General features: G+C 68.7%; 21 protein-coding genes. 16 read left to right on the top strand and 5 right to left on the bottom strand.

All coding sequences use genetic code 11. The annotated features are described in order from the left end of the window. The first annotated feature begins 160 nt into the window (after positions 1–160). The 4 genes from dcd (at position 161) to RKD23_RS17965 (ending at position 4,385) form a co-directional block, all read left to right on the top strand. A complete protein-coding gene (gene dcd, locus RKD23_RS17980; RefSeq protein ID WP_404037469.1) occupies positions 161–736 on the top strand; it encodes a dCTP deaminase in 576 nt (191 codons plus the stop codon). Further along, positions 733–1,242 (top strand): phosphoribosyltransferase, encoded by a 510-nt coding sequence (locus RKD23_RS17975; RefSeq protein ID WP_424854588.1) that lies wholly within the window; start codon positions 733–735, stop codon positions 1,240–1,242. The genes dcd and RKD23_RS17975 overlap by 4 nt, the downstream gene beginning before the upstream one ends. A gap of 483 nt (positions 1,243–1,725) precedes the next feature. Beyond that, positions 1,726–2,232: an HTH domain-containing protein gene (locus RKD23_RS17970; RefSeq protein ID WP_424854587.1), complete on the top strand. Its 507-nt coding sequence runs from the start codon at positions 1,726–1,728 to the stop codon at positions 2,230–2,232. 1,142 nt (positions 2,233–3,374) lie between these two features. Beyond that, positions 3,375–4,385 carry an NERD domain-containing protein gene (locus tag RKD23_RS17965; protein ID WP_424854586.1) on the top strand — a complete coding sequence of 337 codons (1,011 nt, stop codon included), beginning with the start codon at positions 3,375–3,377 and terminating at the stop codon, positions 4,383–4,385. Between the two features lie 17 nt (positions 4,386–4,402). Here RKD23_RS17965 and RKD23_RS17960 read toward each other — a convergent pair whose 3' ends face one another. After that, the gene (locus RKD23_RS17960; protein ID WP_424854585.1) at positions 4,403–5,641 is read right to left on the bottom strand and encodes a helix-turn-helix domain-containing protein; all 1,239 of its coding nucleotides are present in this window, start codon (positions 5,639–5,641) and stop codon (positions 4,403–4,405) included. After that, positions 5,638–5,958, bottom strand: a complete 321-nt coding sequence (locus RKD23_RS17955; protein ID WP_424854584.1) for a putative quinol monooxygenase — start codon at positions 5,956–5,958, stop codon at positions 5,638–5,640. Before RKD23_RS17955 ends, RKD23_RS17960 begins: the two co-directional genes overlap by 4 nt. A gap of 158 nt (positions 5,959–6,116) precedes the next feature. Here RKD23_RS17955 and RKD23_RS17950 point away from each other — a divergent pair, with 158 nt between their 5' ends. From RKD23_RS17950 to repSA, 12 genes are all read left to right on the top strand, one after another. Continuing rightward, entirely contained in the window at positions 6,117–6,446 is a 330-nt protein-coding gene (locus RKD23_RS17950; RefSeq protein WP_424854583.1) for a hypothetical protein, read from the top strand. A 2-nt stretch (positions 6,447–6,448) separates the two neighbouring features. Then, on the top strand, positions 6,449–7,789 hold the full coding sequence (locus tag RKD23_RS17945; RefSeq protein ID WP_424854582.1) for an FtsK/SpoIIIE domain-containing protein: 1,341 nt from the start codon (positions 6,449–6,451) through the stop codon (positions 7,787–7,789). A gap of 80 nt (positions 7,790–7,869) precedes the next feature. Next, complete coding sequence (locus RKD23_RS17940; protein ID WP_424854581.1) at positions 7,870–8,088, top strand: hypothetical protein; 219 nt, start codon at positions 7,870–7,872, stop codon at positions 8,086–8,088. A gap of 5 nt (positions 8,089–8,093) precedes the next feature. Then, the gene (locus RKD23_RS17935; protein ID WP_424854580.1) at positions 8,094–8,279 is read left to right on the top strand and encodes a hypothetical protein; all 186 of its coding nucleotides are present in this window, start codon (positions 8,094–8,096) and stop codon (positions 8,277–8,279) included. A gap of 61 nt (positions 8,280–8,340) precedes the next feature. Then, positions 8,341–8,997 (top strand): DUF2637 domain-containing protein, encoded by a 657-nt coding sequence (locus RKD23_RS17930; RefSeq protein ID WP_424854579.1) that lies wholly within the window; start codon positions 8,341–8,343, stop codon positions 8,995–8,997. Between the two features lie 19 nt (positions 8,998–9,016). Beyond that, the gene (locus RKD23_RS17925) at positions 9,017–9,205 is read left to right on the top strand and encodes a mobile element transfer protein (RefSeq protein WP_424854578.1); all 189 of its coding nucleotides are present in this window, start codon (positions 9,017–9,019) and stop codon (positions 9,203–9,205) included. Positions 9,206–9,217: 12 nt separating this feature from the next. Further along, entirely contained in the window at positions 9,218–9,373 is a 156-nt protein-coding gene (locus RKD23_RS17920) for a hypothetical protein (RefSeq protein WP_424854577.1), read from the top strand. Positions 9,374–9,391: 18 nt separating this feature from the next. Next, the gene (locus RKD23_RS17915) at positions 9,392–9,691 is read left to right on the top strand and encodes a SpdD protein (protein ID WP_424854576.1); all 300 of its coding nucleotides are present in this window, start codon (positions 9,392–9,394) and stop codon (positions 9,689–9,691) included. 1 nt (position 9,692) lies between these two features. Beyond that, positions 9,693–9,926 (top strand): hypothetical protein, encoded by a 234-nt coding sequence (locus RKD23_RS17910; RefSeq protein ID WP_424854575.1) that lies wholly within the window; start codon positions 9,693–9,695, stop codon positions 9,924–9,926. Positions 9,927–10,017: 91 nt separating this feature from the next. Then, a complete protein-coding gene (locus tag RKD23_RS17905) occupies positions 10,018–10,197 on the top strand; it encodes a hypothetical protein (RefSeq protein ID WP_424854574.1) in 180 nt (59 codons plus the stop codon). Between the two features lie 5 nt (positions 10,198–10,202). Further along, positions 10,203–11,258, top strand: coding sequence for a DNA cytosine methyltransferase (locus RKD23_RS17900; RefSeq protein WP_424854573.1), 1,056 nt, complete (start codon positions 10,203–10,205; stop codon positions 11,256–11,258). After that, entirely contained in the window at positions 11,255–12,649 is a 1,395-nt protein-coding gene (gene repSA / locus RKD23_RS17895; protein WP_424854572.1) for a replication initiator protein RepSA, read from the top strand. Before RKD23_RS17900 ends, repSA begins: the two co-directional genes overlap by 4 nt. A 139-nt stretch (positions 12,650–12,788) precedes the next feature. Here repSA and RKD23_RS17890 read toward each other — a convergent pair whose 3' ends face one another. The 3 genes from RKD23_RS17890 to RKD23_RS17880 all read right to left on the bottom strand — a co-directional run bounded on the left by RKD23_RS17890 (position 12,789) and on the right by RKD23_RS17880 (position 16,936). Beyond that, the gene (locus tag RKD23_RS17890) at positions 12,789–14,210 is read right to left on the bottom strand and encodes a recombinase family protein (RefSeq protein ID WP_424854571.1); all 1,422 of its coding nucleotides are present in this window, start codon (positions 14,208–14,210) and stop codon (positions 12,789–12,791) included. A gap of 187 nt (positions 14,211–14,397) precedes the next feature. Continuing rightward, positions 14,398–15,417 carry a YIP1 family protein gene (locus RKD23_RS17885; RefSeq protein ID WP_424854570.1) on the bottom strand — a complete coding sequence of 340 codons (1,020 nt, stop codon included), beginning with the start codon at positions 15,415–15,417 and terminating at the stop codon, positions 14,398–14,400. 43 nt (positions 15,418–15,460) lie between these two features. After that, positions 15,461–16,936: a VCBS repeat-containing protein gene (locus tag RKD23_RS17880; RefSeq protein WP_424854569.1), complete on the bottom strand. Its 1,476-nt coding sequence runs from the start codon at positions 16,934–16,936 to the stop codon at positions 15,461–15,463. Between the last annotated feature and the right edge of the window lie 51 nt (positions 16,937–16,987).

The following is a 16,987-nucleotide window of genomic DNA, read 5'->3' as shown; positions in this document are numbered from 1 at the left end:
TTCTGCGGTGTCCTCGGTGTGCGCGGCTGCGCAGCGTCGTGCCGGTCACCCTGCAGAAGCAGTAACCGTCCGTTACCTGCCGTGTGCAAAACGCGGTAGGCCCAGCGCGCGGAGTCGTCACGATTGTGGCGGGTCCGCGCGCCTTGCGTATCCTCGGGGCGTGCTTCTCTCAGACAAGGACATCCGGGCCGAGATCGACGCCGGGCGGGTACGGATCGATCCCTACGACGAATCCATGGTGCAGCCGTCCAGCATCGACGTACGGCTGGACCGGTACTTCCGGGTGTTCGAGAACCACCGGTACCCGCACATCGACCCCGCCATCGAGCAGGCCGACCTCACCCGGCTGGTCGAACCGGAGGGCGACGAGCCGTTCATCCTCCACCCCGGGGAGTTCGTGCTCGCGTCGACGTACGAGGTCATCACCCTGCCCGACGACCTCGCGTCCCGGCTGGAGGGCAAGTCGTCCCTCGGGCGGCTCGGGCTCGTCACCCACTCCACGGCCGGGTTCATCGACCCGGGCTTCAGCGGGCACGTGACCCTGGAGCTGTCCAACCTGGCCACGCTGCCGATCAAGCTGTGGCCCGGTATGAAGATCGGCCAGCTGTGCATGTTCCGGCTGAGCTCGCCGGCCGAGTTCCCGTACGGCAGTGAGCGGTACGGATCCCGTTACCAGGGGCAGCGCGGGCCCACCGCCTCCCGTTCCTTCCTCAACTTCCACAGGACCCAGGTATGAGCGACGTACGGGAGAACCTGACCTACGAGCGCTTCGGCGTCGCGATCCGCGAGCTCGCGCAGACCATCGCCGACGACGGCTACGAGCCCGACATCGTGCTGTCCATCGCCCGTGGCGGGGTGTTCGTCGCCGGTGGGCTCGCCTACGCGCTGGACTGCAAGAACATCCACCTGGTGAACGTCGAGTTCTACACCGGCGTGGGGACCACCCTGGAGATGCCGGTCATGCTGGCGCCCGTCCCCAACGCCATCGACTTCTCCGACAAGAAGGTCCTGATCACCGACGACGTCGCCGACACCGGCAAGACGCTCAAGCTGGTGCACGACTTCTGCCTCGACCACGTCGCCGAGGTCCGCTCGGCCGTGATCTACGAGAAGTCGCACTCCCTGGTGAAGTGCGAGTACGTCTGGAAGCGCACCGACGAGTGGATCAACTTCCCCTGGAGTGTCTTGCCTCCAGTACATAAGTCGGGAGAGGCGCCCAAGGAGAACAAGGAAGCGCTCTGACCTGAGCCGCGTGCTCAGGTAGGTGATCTTGAAAACCGTCGTGGCAGCGATGTCACCGTGGGTTCAAATCCCGCCGCCTCCGCGTGGTGAGCAGTGAGAACGGCCCCTGATCAGGTCAAACGGTCAGGGGCCTTCGTCATGTGCGGCGTCTGGTGACCCATGTTGTTCCGTATGAGTACCCGGTCTGACGGGCACGGTAAGGGCACGGAGCAGCGTGTGCCCTGCGGCCTCGACCCACCGTATGCGGGTGAACTCGAAACTTCATTCCTGCACTCGTTCAGTGCCCTCCAGGGGAGCGGAGCCGCCCGTTTGTTCGATCCAGCTAGTGTTGGCCCTAGTGAAGATATGTCCGATTTCGGATGACCGTCCCTTACTTTCCAAGGCTGAGGACCCGTCTTTCGAGGCACATGGCGGCCTGCACGCCAACGGCACGTTTAAACGTTGCCATGCACAATGGCGTTCAGATGTGGTATCCTTCGGAGCATGGGAGAGAACCAAGCACTTCGGGACGCGTTGGGGGTGGCGCAACGCCAACTCGTGGAGGCTGAAGCTGAGCTTCGCGAGGTGCAGGAACGCGTGCACAACCTGCGGTCCGTCGTGTACGGGCTCAAGCAGATCTTCGAACCGGGAGACGCTGGCCGGACTCCTGAACTTCGGCCTGCTGTCGAGGAGTCCGCGGCGGAGCCCCTGCGCGGGACTCGTGGGGCGCGCAGAAGGGGTGAGCCGTCACTGTCCCTGCGTCGGGCGGCACAGATCTTGGCCGAAGCTCAACGGCCGATGCGTATGCGCGAGATCACGGACGAATGGAAGAGCCGTGGCTGGGTGGACCCGACCTGGAGGGCTCCGAAGTCTGCCATCAACATGATCTACCAGCGCGCGTTGAGGGCTGGGCTTGTTGATCGCATGCCGGATCGATCATGGGTGCTGCGGTCGGCCGTGACTGACGCCCCTGAAAGCGATCATGGCGTAGGCGGTGGTGATGAGGACTAGCGGATCTCTACCGAGGAGTCCAAGGAGTCCCGCACTCCATGCAATGAGGTTGTCCAGCGTATCCCGAGACCGTTCCGTCTGGGCGCATGCAGACGGCTCCCTGCCTGGTGCTGCCGGGAACCTTCAGCTCGAACCAGCCGCTGCCGCACTTGCATGTGGCGGAGGTCGAATGGTCCGGAGTCGCGGCCCTCCGCGTGTTCAGATCAACGACGTTCATCGAATCACTCACAGAAAGAGAAGAAACAGCATGAATCGACGACACGGACCGAAGGGTCCCAACGGAGAGTGGAAGACGGGCCAGCGCGTGCCGGCGACCGGCGTGTACACGGACCAGTATGGCGTTTCGACCTTCCATGAGGCGGGCGCTACGTTCCCGCCGTGCATCGACCGCAAGGGCGAAGCCGCCTACCGGACGCTGAGTCAGGCGCGTACTGCCTGACTGAGGCGTTTGATGGTTGCCGCCATCTAACGCCAGTTTTACCTGTGAGGGGTGGACGGCCACTGGCCTTTCACCCCTCCTCCTTTTGCCCTCGCGGTCGAGCATCGAGCCGTCCGGAGGAGTGCTATTGCATCGGATCGTGGCTTCTCTGTCCAGAGGGCCACGGCCCCCTCACTCGAACGAATCCCGGTAGACCTGCTGTCAGCGTACGACGTCGAGTTGCTTGCAGGCGAGTCGGGGGGCCGTTAAGCAAGTCTTAGCCACGATCCTCCCCAGCTCCCATCCCGTCCGCCGTCGACCCACACACCGTGGAGCGGGCGTGGTTCATGGCGTCCAGGTGGAGCGCGCCACTGTACGAACGACCTGGACGCCATGGGCCGCGTCTGCTCGGCTCTGCCTGGGTCGGCGGTGGACGGGATGGGAGCCCACCACGCACGCCACCCACGGACCCGCAGTCGGCGGCGGCGCCCCCTCCATCCCGGTGCCGGCCGATCCCCCGCCGGAGGCATTGTCTTGAGCGTGGGCCGCGATGTGTGGTGATCGACTCATGGCCATCGGCCTATCCACATGTGGGCGCGCGTCGGCGCAGCCCGCGCGGAGCGGGCCGAAGGCAGGAGCGTCGCGCGGAGCGGAGCCGGGAAGCGCGCCCGGCGGAGCGGAGCGCAGCCGGGGCTTGATGAGGTAGAGAAACCTGTAACAAGCCATGTTCGCGGGGCGCTCTTGTCGACTTGGTGGCTTGCTGCTGCCATATGCGTTGGGGACGGCACACTTGGCGGGTCGGGGGCAGGCCATGAGTGATCTCACGGTGAATCCGTGGAGGCGGCACGGCAAGGATCGGCTCTACGTGAACCTTCCGGACGGGACGACTGTGGCGTGGGCGGACCGGCCTACGAAGGTGGTCACGATCAAGGTCCAGAGGTACCGGGACGAGGCGTTAGCCCTCCTGCGTCGGCACCTTGGCGACGGGATCACAGTCGGCTCCTCACCAGTGGCGTCCCCCGGCGCTTCGGGATTCACCCCTTCGCCGCCAAGCAAACGCCCTGTTCCGCCGAGTAACCCTGTGCGTCGGCAGCCGCCGGCGAGGCTTCCCGATCCGGCTCCCAGCGAGGACCTGGCACGCAACCGCCCTGGCGCAGGTGTGCTCGGGCTCATTGCTGAGCGAGGACCCACGCCCACCCAAAGGCTGCGAGCGAAGTTGCTGCGTCGGCCATCGGAATGGGACAGCTGGTACACCGGCCTGGAAGGTGAGAGGCGGGTAGGCCGTGAGTTGGAACGGCTGGCCGCTCATGGCTGGCGCGTTCTGCATGGCGTACCCAAGAGCAACGGCGGCGACATCGATCACTTGCTGATCGGCCCTGGCGGTGTGTTCAGCATGAACACCAAGACCCACCCTGGTGCTGCGGTCTGGGTCGGCGACACGATGGCCAAGATCAATGGCGGCAAGCCGGTTCCGTACGCCGTCGCGAGCCTGGCTGAGGCTGCCTACGCCCAAGGCGTGCTTGAGCGGCATTGCAACTTTGCTGTCCCAGTCGAACCGGCCCTTGTATTCGTCGGCATCGCGTCCCTTGATCGTGCTGCGACCCAGTACAGCGTCCGGATTTACCAGGAACGGGACGTGGCAGCGCTTGGCCCTGTCACTGGCAAGTTCACACCGGGGCAGGTCGAGCAGATCTTCGCCGTCGCACGTCGCCGCCGTAACTGGCTGAAGTCCTGAAGGTGGTCGGCGACGTCTCAGCCCAGCGCGTCGGTCCGTTCTGCAAGAGCCCTCAGCTCGTCCGATGCTGCTCGCCCAGCGACGAGCATCAGTTCCCTGATGACTTCCCTGGCCGCGATGTGCGTATGGATCATCTCGGGGGCCAGCTCTTCAGCGGCGAGTAGACAGCTCAAGGCATCCCCAAAGTGCCGCCGCTGCGCGTGGGCCCGCCCCAGATCCATAAGCAGACGCGCTTGCCGTTCGATCGACAAACTGCTGGCGTCGAGTGAGTCGCCGATATCCAGCGCTTCACCTGCGTCCCCTAGATCTACGGCTGTCGACACGGCCTGGATCTCGACGTTGGTCGGCCCGAACTCCAGGTTGAAGTCGTTGCGGTCTTCACCGAGCTGGTGAGCGACTTTCCGGGCCTTCTCGATCTGCCCGCGGGCGGCAGATCTCTCGCCGGCTCGCGCGTGTACGAGCGCAAGCATGAGGTGCAGAGAACCCAGCACAGAAAGGTGCTGAGGTGTGGGCTCGTGATCCTTTACGTAGGCCTGTAGGGCGTTCACGGCCGTGGCCGTGGCATGTTCGGCCTGGTCAAGGTGCTTGAGCCGTACGAAGGCATGGGCAAGCCGGTAAATGCCGGCGAAGACGCCCAGGGGCTCGCCGGACAGTTCGGCCTCGCGGATCGCGCGGTCTGCTGCGACCCACGCTGCGTCCGCCTCGTTCTGCCGCACAAAGGCGGCTGCGAGTGCCTGGTAGATGCGCGCGGTCAAACCATGCAGCTCTGCTCGGTACTCCTCGGGAGCGGTTCGGCAGGCTCGTTCGAGGCGGGGAACCAATGGGCCCAGAGCCGCGCTGAGCTCAGCGAACTGGTCGGTGTGCGTGAGGTCCCAAATCCGTTCCGCTGCCTCGCGAAGGTCTTGCATGGTGCTCGGCCTGAAGTCCTCACGCGGGCTCAGCAGGATGTCGACTGCCGGATGGCCTGAGAGAACGAGGCGGGCCTGGTCCAGGTCGTTCGTCTCGGCCTGAGCTGCCGGCTCTTGCTCCGCAGGCTGGGGCGCATCCGGCTGGAGAACCTGGAGCGGCACGCCCAACCCGTCGGCGAGCAGACGCAGCACGTCAAGGCGATTGACGGGCTGGATTCCCCGCTCCACCTGGGAGAGCCAGCTCGACGTGCGTCCGATCGCCGCAGCCAGCTCGCCTTGGGTCAAGCCGCGCTGCTTGCGCAGCTCCGCCACTCGCGCGCCGAAGACGCGCCGCTCCTCGGAACTCACTGCTGAACTGCCACCTTCCCCGCGATCGCGTCGAGGAACGTCACCTCGACACCGGCAAGGTACTGCTCGCGCTCGGCAAGGAAGTGCTTGGTGTGCGGCTGTTCTTCGTGTGCATCGAACGCCGCACGGTCGGTGTACAGCTCGTAGAAGACCCGCACCAAGGGCTCACCCTCGGGCGTGTGGGTGACGTAGGCGAGCGTGCCTGGCTCGTCGGCCTTGATGCCTTCCAACGTGCGCGAACACAGCTCGTCGAACTCTGCTGCCGCCTTCTCGTCGCGCAGCGTGAAGCGGACGACCAGGCCGAATCCCTCGCTCATCTGTGCACTCCTCTCAGTCGCAGTCAGTCTCTCAGGACTTCAGAGTTCCTGCGAGTAGCAGAACTTCTTGACTCGCAGTTTTTCTGTGAGTACGGTCGTAGTGAAGCTGCTACCTGGAGTGTCTGGGTGGCCAACTGCCATGCCGCGGAGACGAGTTCATGCCGTCCTTCAAGATCGACCTTTCGACCGCTGTGGTGTTCGTGGCGACCGCGCCGACGCCGAAGCTGGCGAACGCCAAGACAGGTGAGCGGGCCATCGACCGGGAGAGCAGCGCGCCGCTGTCGACGGTGGGCCTGCTGGTCTCGGACGAGGGTGAGGGGAACCTGTACCAGGTGACCATCCCGGAGACGGGTCTTCCGGAGGGGCTGGCGCCGGGGATGCCGGTGCGGGTGACCGGACTCAAGGCCCGTGACTGGGAGAACGAGTTCAACGGCCAGAAGCGGCACGGCATCTCGTTCCGCGCGGTCGCGATCGTCCCGGCGGCCTGATCATGGCTGACCTGACGATGTGGCTGGAGGCCACGGGCGCGTTAGGCGCCGCCGGCGGTCTCGGATACGCGAAGTACCGCGCCCCGCGCGTGTACTGGTCGCTGGTCGGACTGCCGGTTACCTGGGGGCGGTTCGCCCTCACCTACCGTTCGACGATGGACGTGTGCGGGCTGACGGTGCAGCCGTCGGGGCTGCGGGCGTTCATGACCCGTAACGTCGCACGTCGCGAGGTCCAGCCGGTTCCCCCGCGCATCCGCCGGATCCGGGGCACCTCGACCGGTCTGCGGGTGACGCTCCGGCTTCCCGCCGGCCTGGAACCGGCGGACGTGGTGGCCTCCTCCGAGCGGCTGCGTCACGCGTGGGGTGTGCACTCGGTGACCGTGGTGGAGACCCGGCCCGGGTTCGTCGAACTGCGGATGACCGGCTATGACGTGCTGCGCCGGGTCAGGATGCCTCGTGGGGCTGTCCCGCGGGACATGGTGGTGCCGGTCGCACTGCGGGAGGACGGGACCGCGTTCGAGCGGGACTACCTCAAGGCGCCCATGGCGCTCACCCTGGGGGCGAACCAGTCGGGCAAGTCCATGTATCAGCGCAACCTGATCAAGGGGCTCGCGCAGCTCCCGGTGGCGTTGGTCGGTGTCGACTGCAAGCGCGGGGTGGAACAGTCCGCTTTCGCGCCCCGCCTGTCGGCGCTGGTCACGACCCCCGATGATGCCGCCTCGCTCCTCGCGGTGCTGGTCGCCGAGATGGAGGACCGTTTCGACCTGCTGAGCCGGCACGGCGTCTCGGACGTGTGGGAGCTGTCCGATCACCTGCGGCCGGTGCCGATCGTGGTCTTGGTCGACGAGGTCGCCGAGCTGTTTCTGATCTCCTCGCGTAAGGATGAGGAGCGCCGCGAGCGGATCGTGACCGCGTTGATCCGGCTGGCGCAGATGGCCCGAGCGGTCGGGATCTATCTGGAGATCTGCGGCCAGCGCTTCGGCTCCGACCTGGGCAAGGGCGCGACCATGCTGCGCGCTCAGCTCACCGGTCGGGTCGTGCACCGCGTCAACGACAAGCAGACCGCCGAAATGGGCCTTGCGGACGTCGCCCCGGATGCGGTTCCGGCCGCGAGCCTGATCCCGATGAACCGCCCCGGCACGGCCGTTGCGGCCGACTCCTCGGGCGGCTGGTCGAAGATCCGCACCCCGCACACCACCCGCAGCGAAGTCGTCGAAGCCTGCCGGCGGTACGCCCACCTCGTGCCGGATCTCCCTGTGCTCGATCCGTTCCGGCCTCCTGTGCCCGTCGAGTCGTCGGCGCCGGTTCGTTCGCTGGTCAAGCCCTCCCCGGTCACCGACTGACCTTCCCGCTCCACCGGTCGGCGCGACCGCCTTCGCGCCAGGTCCCTACCCCCGCCATGCCGCAAACCGGGAGGACACCGATGCACCGCAAGCACTGGACCGAGTACAGCCCGGCTGAACGCGACGACGCCAACCGGCTCGGGGTCCTGTACGAGACGCTCCTCAACCACCTGCACTTCCACCCCGGCCACGACGCCTTCACCACGGTCCTCAGTGAGGCCTTCGCCGCCGAGTTCACCGACCGCGCCGCCGGGACCTACCCGCCCGCCGGCCACACCTATCCCCGGCTGGAGGTCTGACGACCGTGGCCACCACCGGCAAGCGCACCCGCCGCCCGGCGCCCACGCCGCCCAAGTGCCCCGACTGCGACGGCAAGGGCGAGACCGCCGAAACCGTCCGAGTCGGCGCCCGCAAGGGCCGCCCCACCGACGACCGGCAAGCCGCTCTCTGCCTGACCTGCCTGGGCAGCGGCGAAGCCCCCACCGACTGAACCTGCCGGGGCTGGGCGTCCCCCGCTCGCCCCGGTCCAACCCGGAAGGGAGGTGCCCCTCATGTCCCGCTCGATCCGCCCGGATGCCGTCCTGGTCCAAGCCGTGATCGCCGGTGCGCTGTCCTTCGCTCACCTGCATGACCTGGCGGAAGCGGCCGGACAGTCCGGCTGGAAGGCCTGGGCCTACCCCGTCTCCGTCGACCTGCTCCTGGTCGCCGCCTGGCGTCGACTGCGGACCGCTCGCCATGACCGCTCGGCCTGGACCTGGTTCGTGATCGCGCTGGCCGCGTCGCTCGGCGCCAACGTCGCCACTGCCGGACTCCTGGATCTGCACGATGTGCCGGCCTGGCTGCGCATCCTGGTCGCCGGCTGGCCCGCGCTGGCCTTCCTCGGTGGAACCCTCCTGGTCCACACACCCGCCGAACCGGCCGCCCCTGCACAGCCTGTGGACGAACAAGAGCCTGCGGCGGAAGTCGAGATGCACCGCACCGACACCCCCGCACCCGAGCCGGACCCTGTCCCGGAGCTGGCCCCCGCACCACCGCAGCCGGCTCCCGCCCCGGTCATCCCTGCCGCGCTGCTGGACCACGCCCGGAAGATCGCCGACGCACATCGCGCCTCCACCGGCACCGAGATGCCCACAGACGCTCTCTCGGCCCGCCTCGGTCTGCCCGGTGACATGACCGCAGCGATCGCCGCACAACTCCAACTCGCCTGATCTGAAAGGAGGTTCACCCGTGAGCGTCTATCGCCGCTTCCGCGACCGCATCCGCATCGGCCCCGTTGAGGTCGCCTCGTACTACGACGGCCGGGGCCGCGACCGCCACACCGCCGCCTGCACCGCCCCCGGCTGCGGCTTCTCCGGCGACTACCAAGACCGCGCCGCCGCCGAACTCGCCGCCCGCACCCACCGCTGCAAGGCCTAGGAGACACCCGCCATGGACGTCCCGCTCTGGCTCGCCCTGCTCGCCGTCGGATGGCTCGGCGTCAAGCTCGCCCGCCCGCCGTGGTGGCTCGTCGTCGTGCTCCTCCTCGGCGGCTACCTCGTCGCCGACACCTTCCTCAGCCCCACCGTCGACAGCCTCGTCAAGTAACCCGAAGGGACACCGATCATGTTCACCCCGAAGTACCCGGCGCGGGACACCGCACCGCCCCCGACCAGTACTTCCTCGGTCGCCGGCCCCGTACCCGCCGCACCGGCCCCGGCCCCGGTCGCCCCGGTCTCGAACCGGCCGACGGTGCGGCTCACCCCCGGCAGTGCGCTCGCCCTCGCGGCCGGTGGCGGCGCCGTGGTCCTCGTCGTCGGCGCGGTCCTGGTCTCCATGCTCCTCGCGGTCGCCATCACCGCCACGTCCGTGGCCGTGTGCGCCGTCGTCCTCCGCTCCCTCCTCAACGCCGAAAGGAAGCACTGACATGGGGCTTTTCAGCCGCAAGTCGAACCCGGAACCGGCACGCAACGAGGCCATGGTCGAACTCGGCCGTGACTACGCCATCGCCCGCCGCCACCGCGACACCAAGGCGATGAACCGGATCATGCGCCAGATCGGCGCCGACAAGGACGCGACCGACCTCAGCGACTTCCGCGCCGGCCAGGAGGCCTACGACTCCATCCCGCCCATCCCGCGCGGTCGCAACCGCCGCAAGTAACGCCCGTCCGGGGCGGCTCTCTCGCCAAAGATCCGCCGCCCCGGACGGCTCCACCTTCCTGATCCAACGGACCCGAAAGGGGACCCTCATCATGCCCGAGTACGCCCAGAACACGCGCGTCTGCCGCGACTGCGACGGCTTCGCCACCGCCGCCATCACCACCGGCACCCGCCACCCGGACGGCACCCGCACCACCCTCACCGTCGCCTGCCCGACCTGCAAGGGCACCGGCCACACTGCCCCCGCCGCCTACGCCCGCGCCGGGAAGTGACGGCCATGACCGTCCTCGACCTCTTCGCCGGCCCCGGCGGCTGGTCCCAGGGACTGCGCGAACTCGGCCTGACCGAGGTCGGCATCGAGATCGACCCGGCCGTGTGCGCCACCCGCGCCGCCGCCGGACACACCACCATCCGCGCCGACGTCGCCGCCTACCCCACCACGCCTCTCCTCGGCACGGTGACTGGGCTGATCGGCTCCCCGCCCTGCCAGACCTTCAGCGCCGCCGGCCTGCGCGCCGGAAACACCGACCTGCCCCTGTGCCACCAGGCCCTGGACGACCTCGCCCGCGGGAGGGACACCCGCAGCGCCCTTCGGCAGGCGTGCAGCGACCCGCGGTCGCTCCTGGTCGTCGAACCCCTGCGCTACGCCCTCGCCCTACGGCCCGACTGGATCGCCCTGGAGGAAGTCCCCGCAGTACTCCCGCTGTTCGAGCACACCGCCCGCCTCCTGGGGGCGGTCGGCTACTCGACCTGGACCGGCGTCCTCAACGCCGCCGACTTCGGCCTTGCCCAGACCCGCCGCCGCGCTTTCCTCCTCGCCTCCCTCACCCGGCCCGCCCTGCCTCCGGAACCCACCCACGCCGACGGCGGCACCCCCGCCGACCTCTTCGGTGACGGACTCCCGACGTGGCGGACCATGCTCGACGTCCTGGGCTGCCCTCCCGCCGTCGTCGTCACCCGCGGGAACCACACCACCGGCGGCAGCACCTTCCCGACCACCGGCCCCTCCTGGGCCATCACCGGCCGCGCCCGGTCCTGGCTCCTCAAGGTCGGCAACCGCCCGGCCGCCACCCGCCGCCGCCTCGACCAACCCGCCCCCACCCTGCTGTTCGGCAAGGCCCTCAACGACGTCTCCTGGATCGACATCGACGGCACACCCATCCGCCGCCTCGCCGTCGAAGAGGCCGCCGTCCTCCAGGGCTTCCCCACCGACTACCCGTGGGCCGGCTCGCGCACCAAGCAGTTCGAACAGATCGGCAACGCCGTCCCGGCCCCCATGGCCACCGCCGTCCTCGGCGCCGTCCTGCCCACGGCAGTGGAGGTGGCCGCGTGACCGACACCGCCACCAAGGCGGGCCTGGACCCGACCACCCTCACCGATCTGCTGAGGCTGGCCGGGTCCACCGGCTTCGACCGCATCCAGGAACAGATCCGCCGCACCGGCGGCTGCACCGACCCGATCCACCTCCAAGGCGCCACCGTCACCCGCGACAAGGCCACCGGGCAGGTCCTCCACCACTACTCCACCGACACCGAGCCCGGCGGACGGCTCCGCATCGCCTGCGGCAACCGCCGTGCCTCCCGCTGCCCGGCCTGCGCCTGGACCTACGCCGGCGACACCTACCACCTCATCCGGGCCGGACTCGTCGGCGACCCCGACAAGGGCACCCCGCACACGATCCGGAGTCACCCGCGGGTCTTCGCCACTCTCACCGCGCCCTCGTTCGGCCCGGTCCACAACCGCCCTGGTAACCGGCCCTGCCGCTGCGGCGTCCGGCACGCCGAGGACGCTCCGGAACTCGGCACCCCGCTCGACCCCGAGTCGTACGACTACGCGGGCGCCGTTCTGTGGAACAACCACGCCTCCGAGCTGTGGCGCTACTTCACGATCTACCTGCGCCGCGAGATCGCCAAGCGGGCCGGGCTCACGCAGAAGGACGCCCGCGAACAGTCCCGCGTCTCCTTCGGCAAGGTCGCCGAGTACCAAAAGCGCGGCGCCGTGCACTTCCACGCCGTGATCCGCTTCGACGGACCCGACGGACCCGACGGGCCCGACTCCCCACCGCCGCCCTGGGCCACCCTCGACCTCCTCACCGACGCGATCCACGCAGCAGCCGCCCGCGTCACGGTCGACGTTCCCCCGGCCGGAGACCAACCCGCCCGCACGCTGCGGTGGGGCACCCAGCTCGACGTCCGCCCCATCCGCGCCTTCGGCGACGGCGAAGAGATCACCGAAGCGGCCGTGGCGTCCTACGTCGCCAAGTACGCCACCAAAGCCGCCGAAACCACCGGCACCGTCGACCGCCGCATCGGCAACAAGGAGGCCCTGGTCCTCCTGGGCGTGCCCGACCACCCCCGCCGGCTCATCAAGGCCTGCCTCGACCTCCACCCGCTCTACCCGGACCGCAAGCTCCGCGACTGGGCCCACATGCTCGGCTTCCGCGGTCACTTCTCCACCAAGTCCCGCCGCTACTCCACCACCCTCGGTGCCCTCCGCCAGGTACGCGCCGACTACCGCGCCGCCCAACAACGCCAAGCCCTCGGCCTGCCCGACCCCGACGACAGCGAGGCAACGACCCTGACCCTCGCCCACTGGATCTACGCCGGACACGGCCACACCCCCGGCGAATCCTGGCTCGCCGCCAACATCCGTCGCGAGATCCAACTCAACCGCGAAACCGCCCGCGAAGAGCTGTCAGGAGGTGCGTTCGATGAGCAGGACTAGGCAGGAGACTCGCAAGGAGTCGGTCCGCCCCGAGGTGATGACGACCGAAGAATGGATCAGGAAGCACCTTCGTCGGGCACCTGAACGCGATGAGGAGTGGGTACGGCGTGCCCTTGTGTTGCATGGGCGGGCCTGATCGTCATCGCCATACCGGTTCGATCAGGCTGGGGTCGAACTTGCGGCTTCCTCGGCCGGCCGGATGGATGATCACGGCTGAGAGGCTGTGCAACACGATCTCCTGTTGGCGCTCGATCGGCAGGCTGAAGAACTCCTCTACGGTCAGATTGGCCGTGTCCCCCTTGGCTTCAGCCTGCTTCTGCTCCTTGTAGAACCGCGCCCGCTCCAGCCGCAGTTCGTCGCGCAGCCGCTCCTTGGACGGCAAGAGCTGCAGGAGAGTGGCCACCGTGATCTGTTTGGAGCGCTCAGCGTCCACAAGTTGTGCAATGTCCTCGTTGACCTGCTCCAACTCGGCTTCGCGCGCCCAACGTTGTTCTACGGGAACGGCTGTCACTGCCGCACGCGACCGCTGCTCTTCCAACACCAGTAGCGCTATGAGCTGGTCGACTGGATCACCGACCCGCCCGACCTTGCCGCAGCCGCCGTTGACCACGGAACACTGGTACGTGAACCTCGCGGCCTTTGATCCCGGCTTCCACTTGTGGTTGACCTGGCCTCGGATCTTGGCCTTGCAAAGCCCACAGCGCGCGATGCCCGAGAGTAGGTACTTCCGCGCGAGAGACCTGCCGGGCTGCTTCTGCTTGCGCTCGGCGACAGCCGCGCAGACCGCTTCCCACTCCTCAAGGGTGTTGATCGGTTCCCACTCGCCCATAACAGGCCGACCGTCGTCGCCGCGCAGGATCTCGCCGTGATAGGTCCGATAGCCGACCAAGCGAGGGTTCGTCAGGATGTGCTCAACGTGGTGGTGCGCCATGCGCTTGGTGCCCTCGCGGGGGTTGCCCAAGCCCTGCTCCTGCCACCTCGTGCGGATGGTGCCGATGCGCACGCCGGCGAGGATCTCGCGTTGAGCTTCGCGAATGGCCTTGGCTGCCTCCGGGTCGACCTTGGTGCGGTCGTCCTTGCGCCATCCGTACGGCGCCGGCCCGCCGCTGTCCTTGCCCTGCTGGGCCAACTCCAAGTGCTTCCGCTTGATGCGGCGTGAGGCGTCGTGCGACGACTTGTTGGCGAAGGCGACCATGATGCGCGCCATGGTGCGACCGTCCGCCGTACCGATGTTGAGGTCGTTCGTGACGGTGGCGAACGTCAGCCGGGGGCGCTCGTCGTAGATCTCGATGAGGCGTTCAAGGTCCCTCGGCTGTCGAGCCAGCCGGTCCAGGTCGTACGCCACGATGCCGTCGATGAGTCCGGCGCGGAGATCCTTCAGCATCAGCTCGAACTCGTCGCGCACGACGTTGCGCTTGAACGCGGACACGTCGTTGTCCTCGTAGACCTTCACGGCCTGCCACGACCGAAGATCCGCCAGACGCTCGCAGTCCTGCTGCTGGCGCGCGACACCGAGGGCGTCGCCTTCGTCGTCCCGCGAGATGCGGGTGTAGATCCCCACCCTGTGTGCCAAGATCGGGCCTCCCCTGCCTCCTGAGCAGGGCCAGACTACTACCGTCATAGAGTCAAGTCAGCCTGGTCCGTCGAACCGCCCGTCGTCAAGCGCGCCGGCCAGGTCCTCGACGCCTGAGCGGACAGAAGCGAAAGGGGGCTCCCTCGGGAGCCCCCTTTCTCATGTCCTGCGTCCCTCAGAACGTGCCCAGCTTCACGATCGACAGCAGGGCGATCAGCTGGATCGAGGAGGCGCCCAGGGCCTTGGGCCAGGGCAGGTCGTGGGAGCGGCTGACCATGAGGGTCAGCAGGGCGCCCGCCGCGACCCAGGTGGCCCAGCCGAGGATCTGGACGAAGGAGGCGTCACCGCCGGCGAACATGGCGACCAGCAGGCGCGGGGCGTCCGTGAGGGACATGATCAGCATGGAGAGGCCGACCGTCGGCTGCCAGGCGCCGTCGCCGCCGAGCTGGCGGGCCAGGGTGTGGGTGACGACGCCCAGGACGAAGGCCGACACCACCATGGCGACGGCCGTGGTCAGGACGATCGGCACCGCGTTGGACAGGGTGGCGTTGATCGCGTCCTCGCGGGCGCCGTCGAAGCCGAAGACGGCGAGCAGCCCGTACAGGAAGGTCACGACGAGGGCCGGGCCCCACATCGTGTAGTCGCGCATCCGCAGGAAGGTCTGGCTCGGCTCCAGGACGATGCCGCGCAGCAGCGCCTTCCAGTGCAGCCGGGGGCCGATCGGGCCCGACGGCGGCGTGGCACCCGCGTGATAGGTCTCACCCTGGTTGTACTGGGCGTGGTCGTCGATCGAGAACGCCTGGGTGTGACCCGGGTTGTTCGCCGCGTACGGGTCGTGCGGGGGCGCGCCATAGGGATCGCCCTGTCCCTGTCCCTGTCCCTGCCCCTGACCGCCGCCGCTACCGCCGAAGTACTCCGGCTCGCCGTCGCCGCCCCAGCTCCCGCCGCCCCCCGGCGGCTGCTGCCGCGCCTGCGGGTGCGGGTACGGCTGCGGAGCCGACGGGTAGCCGTACGACGGTCCCTGCGGCGCCTGCCGTCCGTGCGGGGGGTGTTGCGGTCGCGCGTGCGGGGCGCGGTCGTCCCGACCGTTGCGTCCGTTCCTGAATCCAGCCACGCCTTCGAACGTACCTGGTCCCGGAGAGTGACGTGCCGGGCCCGGCCCTCCGGGCCCGGCTTTGCTGCCGAGCTGTGACATCCCCTACGGGGCCACCGACGCCTCCCCGTAGGGGACAGGCCGCTCAGTCCGCCATGTTGGCGCCGAACATCGGCTTGCCCGCGAGGGACACCCCGGCGGCGTACGGGGTGACGACCCGCGCGCCCGTCGTCGTGATCTTCGCCCCGCCCGAGCGGAGGAAGGTCACCGTGCCGTCGCCGGCGTTCTCGGCGGAGCTGACGATCAGGTCGGCGCGGCCGTCGCCGGTGACGTCGTCGAGCTTGACGTCGTAGCCGAAGTAGTCCTTGTCCTCGTTCTCGCCGGGCACGCCCGCGGTGTTCTGCGTGAACAGCTGGGCGCCGGTGGTGCGCAGGCCGGACTGGGAGCCGTAGAGGACGGTGACCGCGCCGGTGTCGGCGTCGTCACCGGCGTTCTCGCCCGCCGAGGCGATGGCCAGGTCCTGGAAGCCGTCGTGGTTGACGTCGCCGAGGTCGAGATCGGAACCGAACCAGTCGTCGGTTTCGGCGGCGTCCGGGACGCCCGCGCTGTCCTGGGTGATGCCGGTGACGGTGCCGGGGCCGGAGGCCGAGCCGTAGGTGATCCAGACCTTGCCGCCCTTGCCGGAGTACGGGATCGGCGTGCCGTCCGACAGGCGCGTCTCGTACTCCCAGCCGCTGACGATGTCGCCGTAGCCGTCGCCGTTGATGTCGCCGATCCCGGTGATCACGCCGGGGCGCAGGGACTGGGCGGCGTAGGCGTCCAGGCCGCTCGCGGTGCCGGGGATGTAGTAGTTGTGGTTCCAGCCGTACTCGGACGTGGTCTCGTAGCCGTCGACGATCAGGTCGGTGCGCTTGTCGCCGTTGACGTCACCCGCGGTGAGGTTCTTCGGGCCGCGGGCCGTGCCGCCGGACAGGATCGGGGCCCTGAAGGAGTTGCGGGCGCGTCCGGCGGTTCCGGTGGAGGTGATGCCGCCCCGGTAGACCTGCACCACGTTGGAGGTGTTACCGACCGCGAGGTCCGCCTTGCCGTCGCCGTCGAAGTCTCCGGCGGTGAGGTTCTTGCCCCACTGGTCGTTCGCCGAGGGGGCCGGGTTGGGGACCAGGACGCCCCGGCCGGTGATGCCGGAGGGAGAGCCCCACAGCACGGTCACGGTGCCGCTGTCCGCGTCGCCGCTGACGTCCTCCCAGGGGGCGGAGACGGCGACGTCGTCGTAGCCGTCGTTGTTGAAGTCGGCGTAGGCGTGCTCGGAGCCGAAGCCGTCGCCGGCCTCGGCGGCGTCCGGGGTGCCCGTCGAGTTCTGGCTGATCACCGACCGCTTGGCGGAGGAGACCCCGCCGGTGGTGCCGTACAGGACGACGAACTGACCGGCGCGCGCCTTGCCGTTGACGTAGGCGCCCCAGACCGAGAAGCCCACGTCCCCGATGCCGTCGCCGTTGAAGTCGGCCTGCGGGACGTGCATGGAGTCGGCGGCCGTGGCCGGCGTCGCCGCGAGGGTGAGCAGCCCACCCGTCAGCGCGGCGGCGGCCGTGGCCGCGAGGGTGGTGCGCAGGTGCTTGTGCATGCGTGAGGCCTCCTGAAGATCTGCGACCAGGAGACACACGCGAAGGGCAAA

The sequence above is a fragment of the Streptomyces sp. SAI-170 genome (assembly GCF_049739565.1).
Taxonomy (GTDB): domain Bacteria; phylum Actinomycetota; class Actinomycetes; order Streptomycetales; family Streptomycetaceae; genus Streptomyces.
The sequence above is the reverse complement of the archived record's forward strand: the minus strand, read 5'-3'. Positions and strand labels throughout refer to the sequence as shown.

Bases quoted from the DNA above. Each gene is read 5' to 3' on its own strand.
- RKD23_RS17940 (WP_424854581.1), top strand. From the start codon at position 7,870: ATGCACCGCAAGCACTGGACCGAGTACAGCCCGGCTGAACGCGACGAC.
- RKD23_RS17905 (WP_424854574.1), top strand. From the start codon at position 10,018: ATGCCCGAGTACGCCCAGAACACGCGCGTCTGCCGCGACTGCGACGGC.
- RKD23_RS17910 (WP_424854575.1), top strand. From the start codon at position 9,693: ATGGGGCTTTTCAGCCGCAAGTCGAACCCGGAACCGGCACGCAACGAG.
- RKD23_RS17920 (WP_424854577.1), top strand. From the start codon at position 9,218: ATGGACGTCCCGCTCTGGCTCGCCCTGCTCGCCGTCGGATGGCTCGGC.
- RKD23_RS17880 (WP_424854569.1), bottom strand. From the start codon at position 16,936: ATGCACAAGCACCTGCGCACCACCCTCGCGGCCACGGCCGCCGCCGCG.
- RKD23_RS17930 (WP_424854579.1), top strand. From the start codon at position 8,341: ATGTCCCGCTCGATCCGCCCGGATGCCGTCCTGGTCCAAGCCGTGATC.
- RKD23_RS17975 (WP_424854588.1), top strand. From the start codon at position 733: ATGAGCGACGTACGGGAGAACCTGACCTACGAGCGCTTCGGCGTCGCG.
- RKD23_RS17955 (WP_424854584.1), bottom strand. From the start codon at position 5,958: ATGAGCGAGGGATTCGGCCTGGTCGTCCGCTTCACGCTGCGCGACGAG.
- RKD23_RS17885 (WP_424854570.1), bottom strand. From the start codon at position 15,417: ATGTCACAGCTCGGCAGCAAAGCCGGGCCCGGAGGGCCGGGCCCGGCA.
- RKD23_RS17945 (WP_424854582.1), top strand. From the start codon at position 6,449: ATGGCTGACCTGACGATGTGGCTGGAGGCCACGGGCGCGTTAGGCGCC.
- RKD23_RS17915 (WP_424854576.1), top strand. From the start codon at position 9,392: ATGTTCACCCCGAAGTACCCGGCGCGGGACACCGCACCGCCCCCGACC.
- RKD23_RS17900 (WP_424854573.1), top strand. From the start codon at position 10,203: ATGACCGTCCTCGACCTCTTCGCCGGCCCCGGCGGCTGGTCCCAGGGA.
- RKD23_RS17950 (WP_424854583.1), top strand. From the start codon at position 6,117: ATGCCGTCCTTCAAGATCGACCTTTCGACCGCTGTGGTGTTCGTGGCG.
- RKD23_RS17965 (WP_424854586.1), top strand. From the start codon at position 3,375: ATGTTCGCGGGGCGCTCTTGTCGACTTGGTGGCTTGCTGCTGCCATAT.
- RKD23_RS17970 (WP_424854587.1), top strand. From the start codon at position 1,726: ATGGGAGAGAACCAAGCACTTCGGGACGCGTTGGGGGTGGCGCAACGC.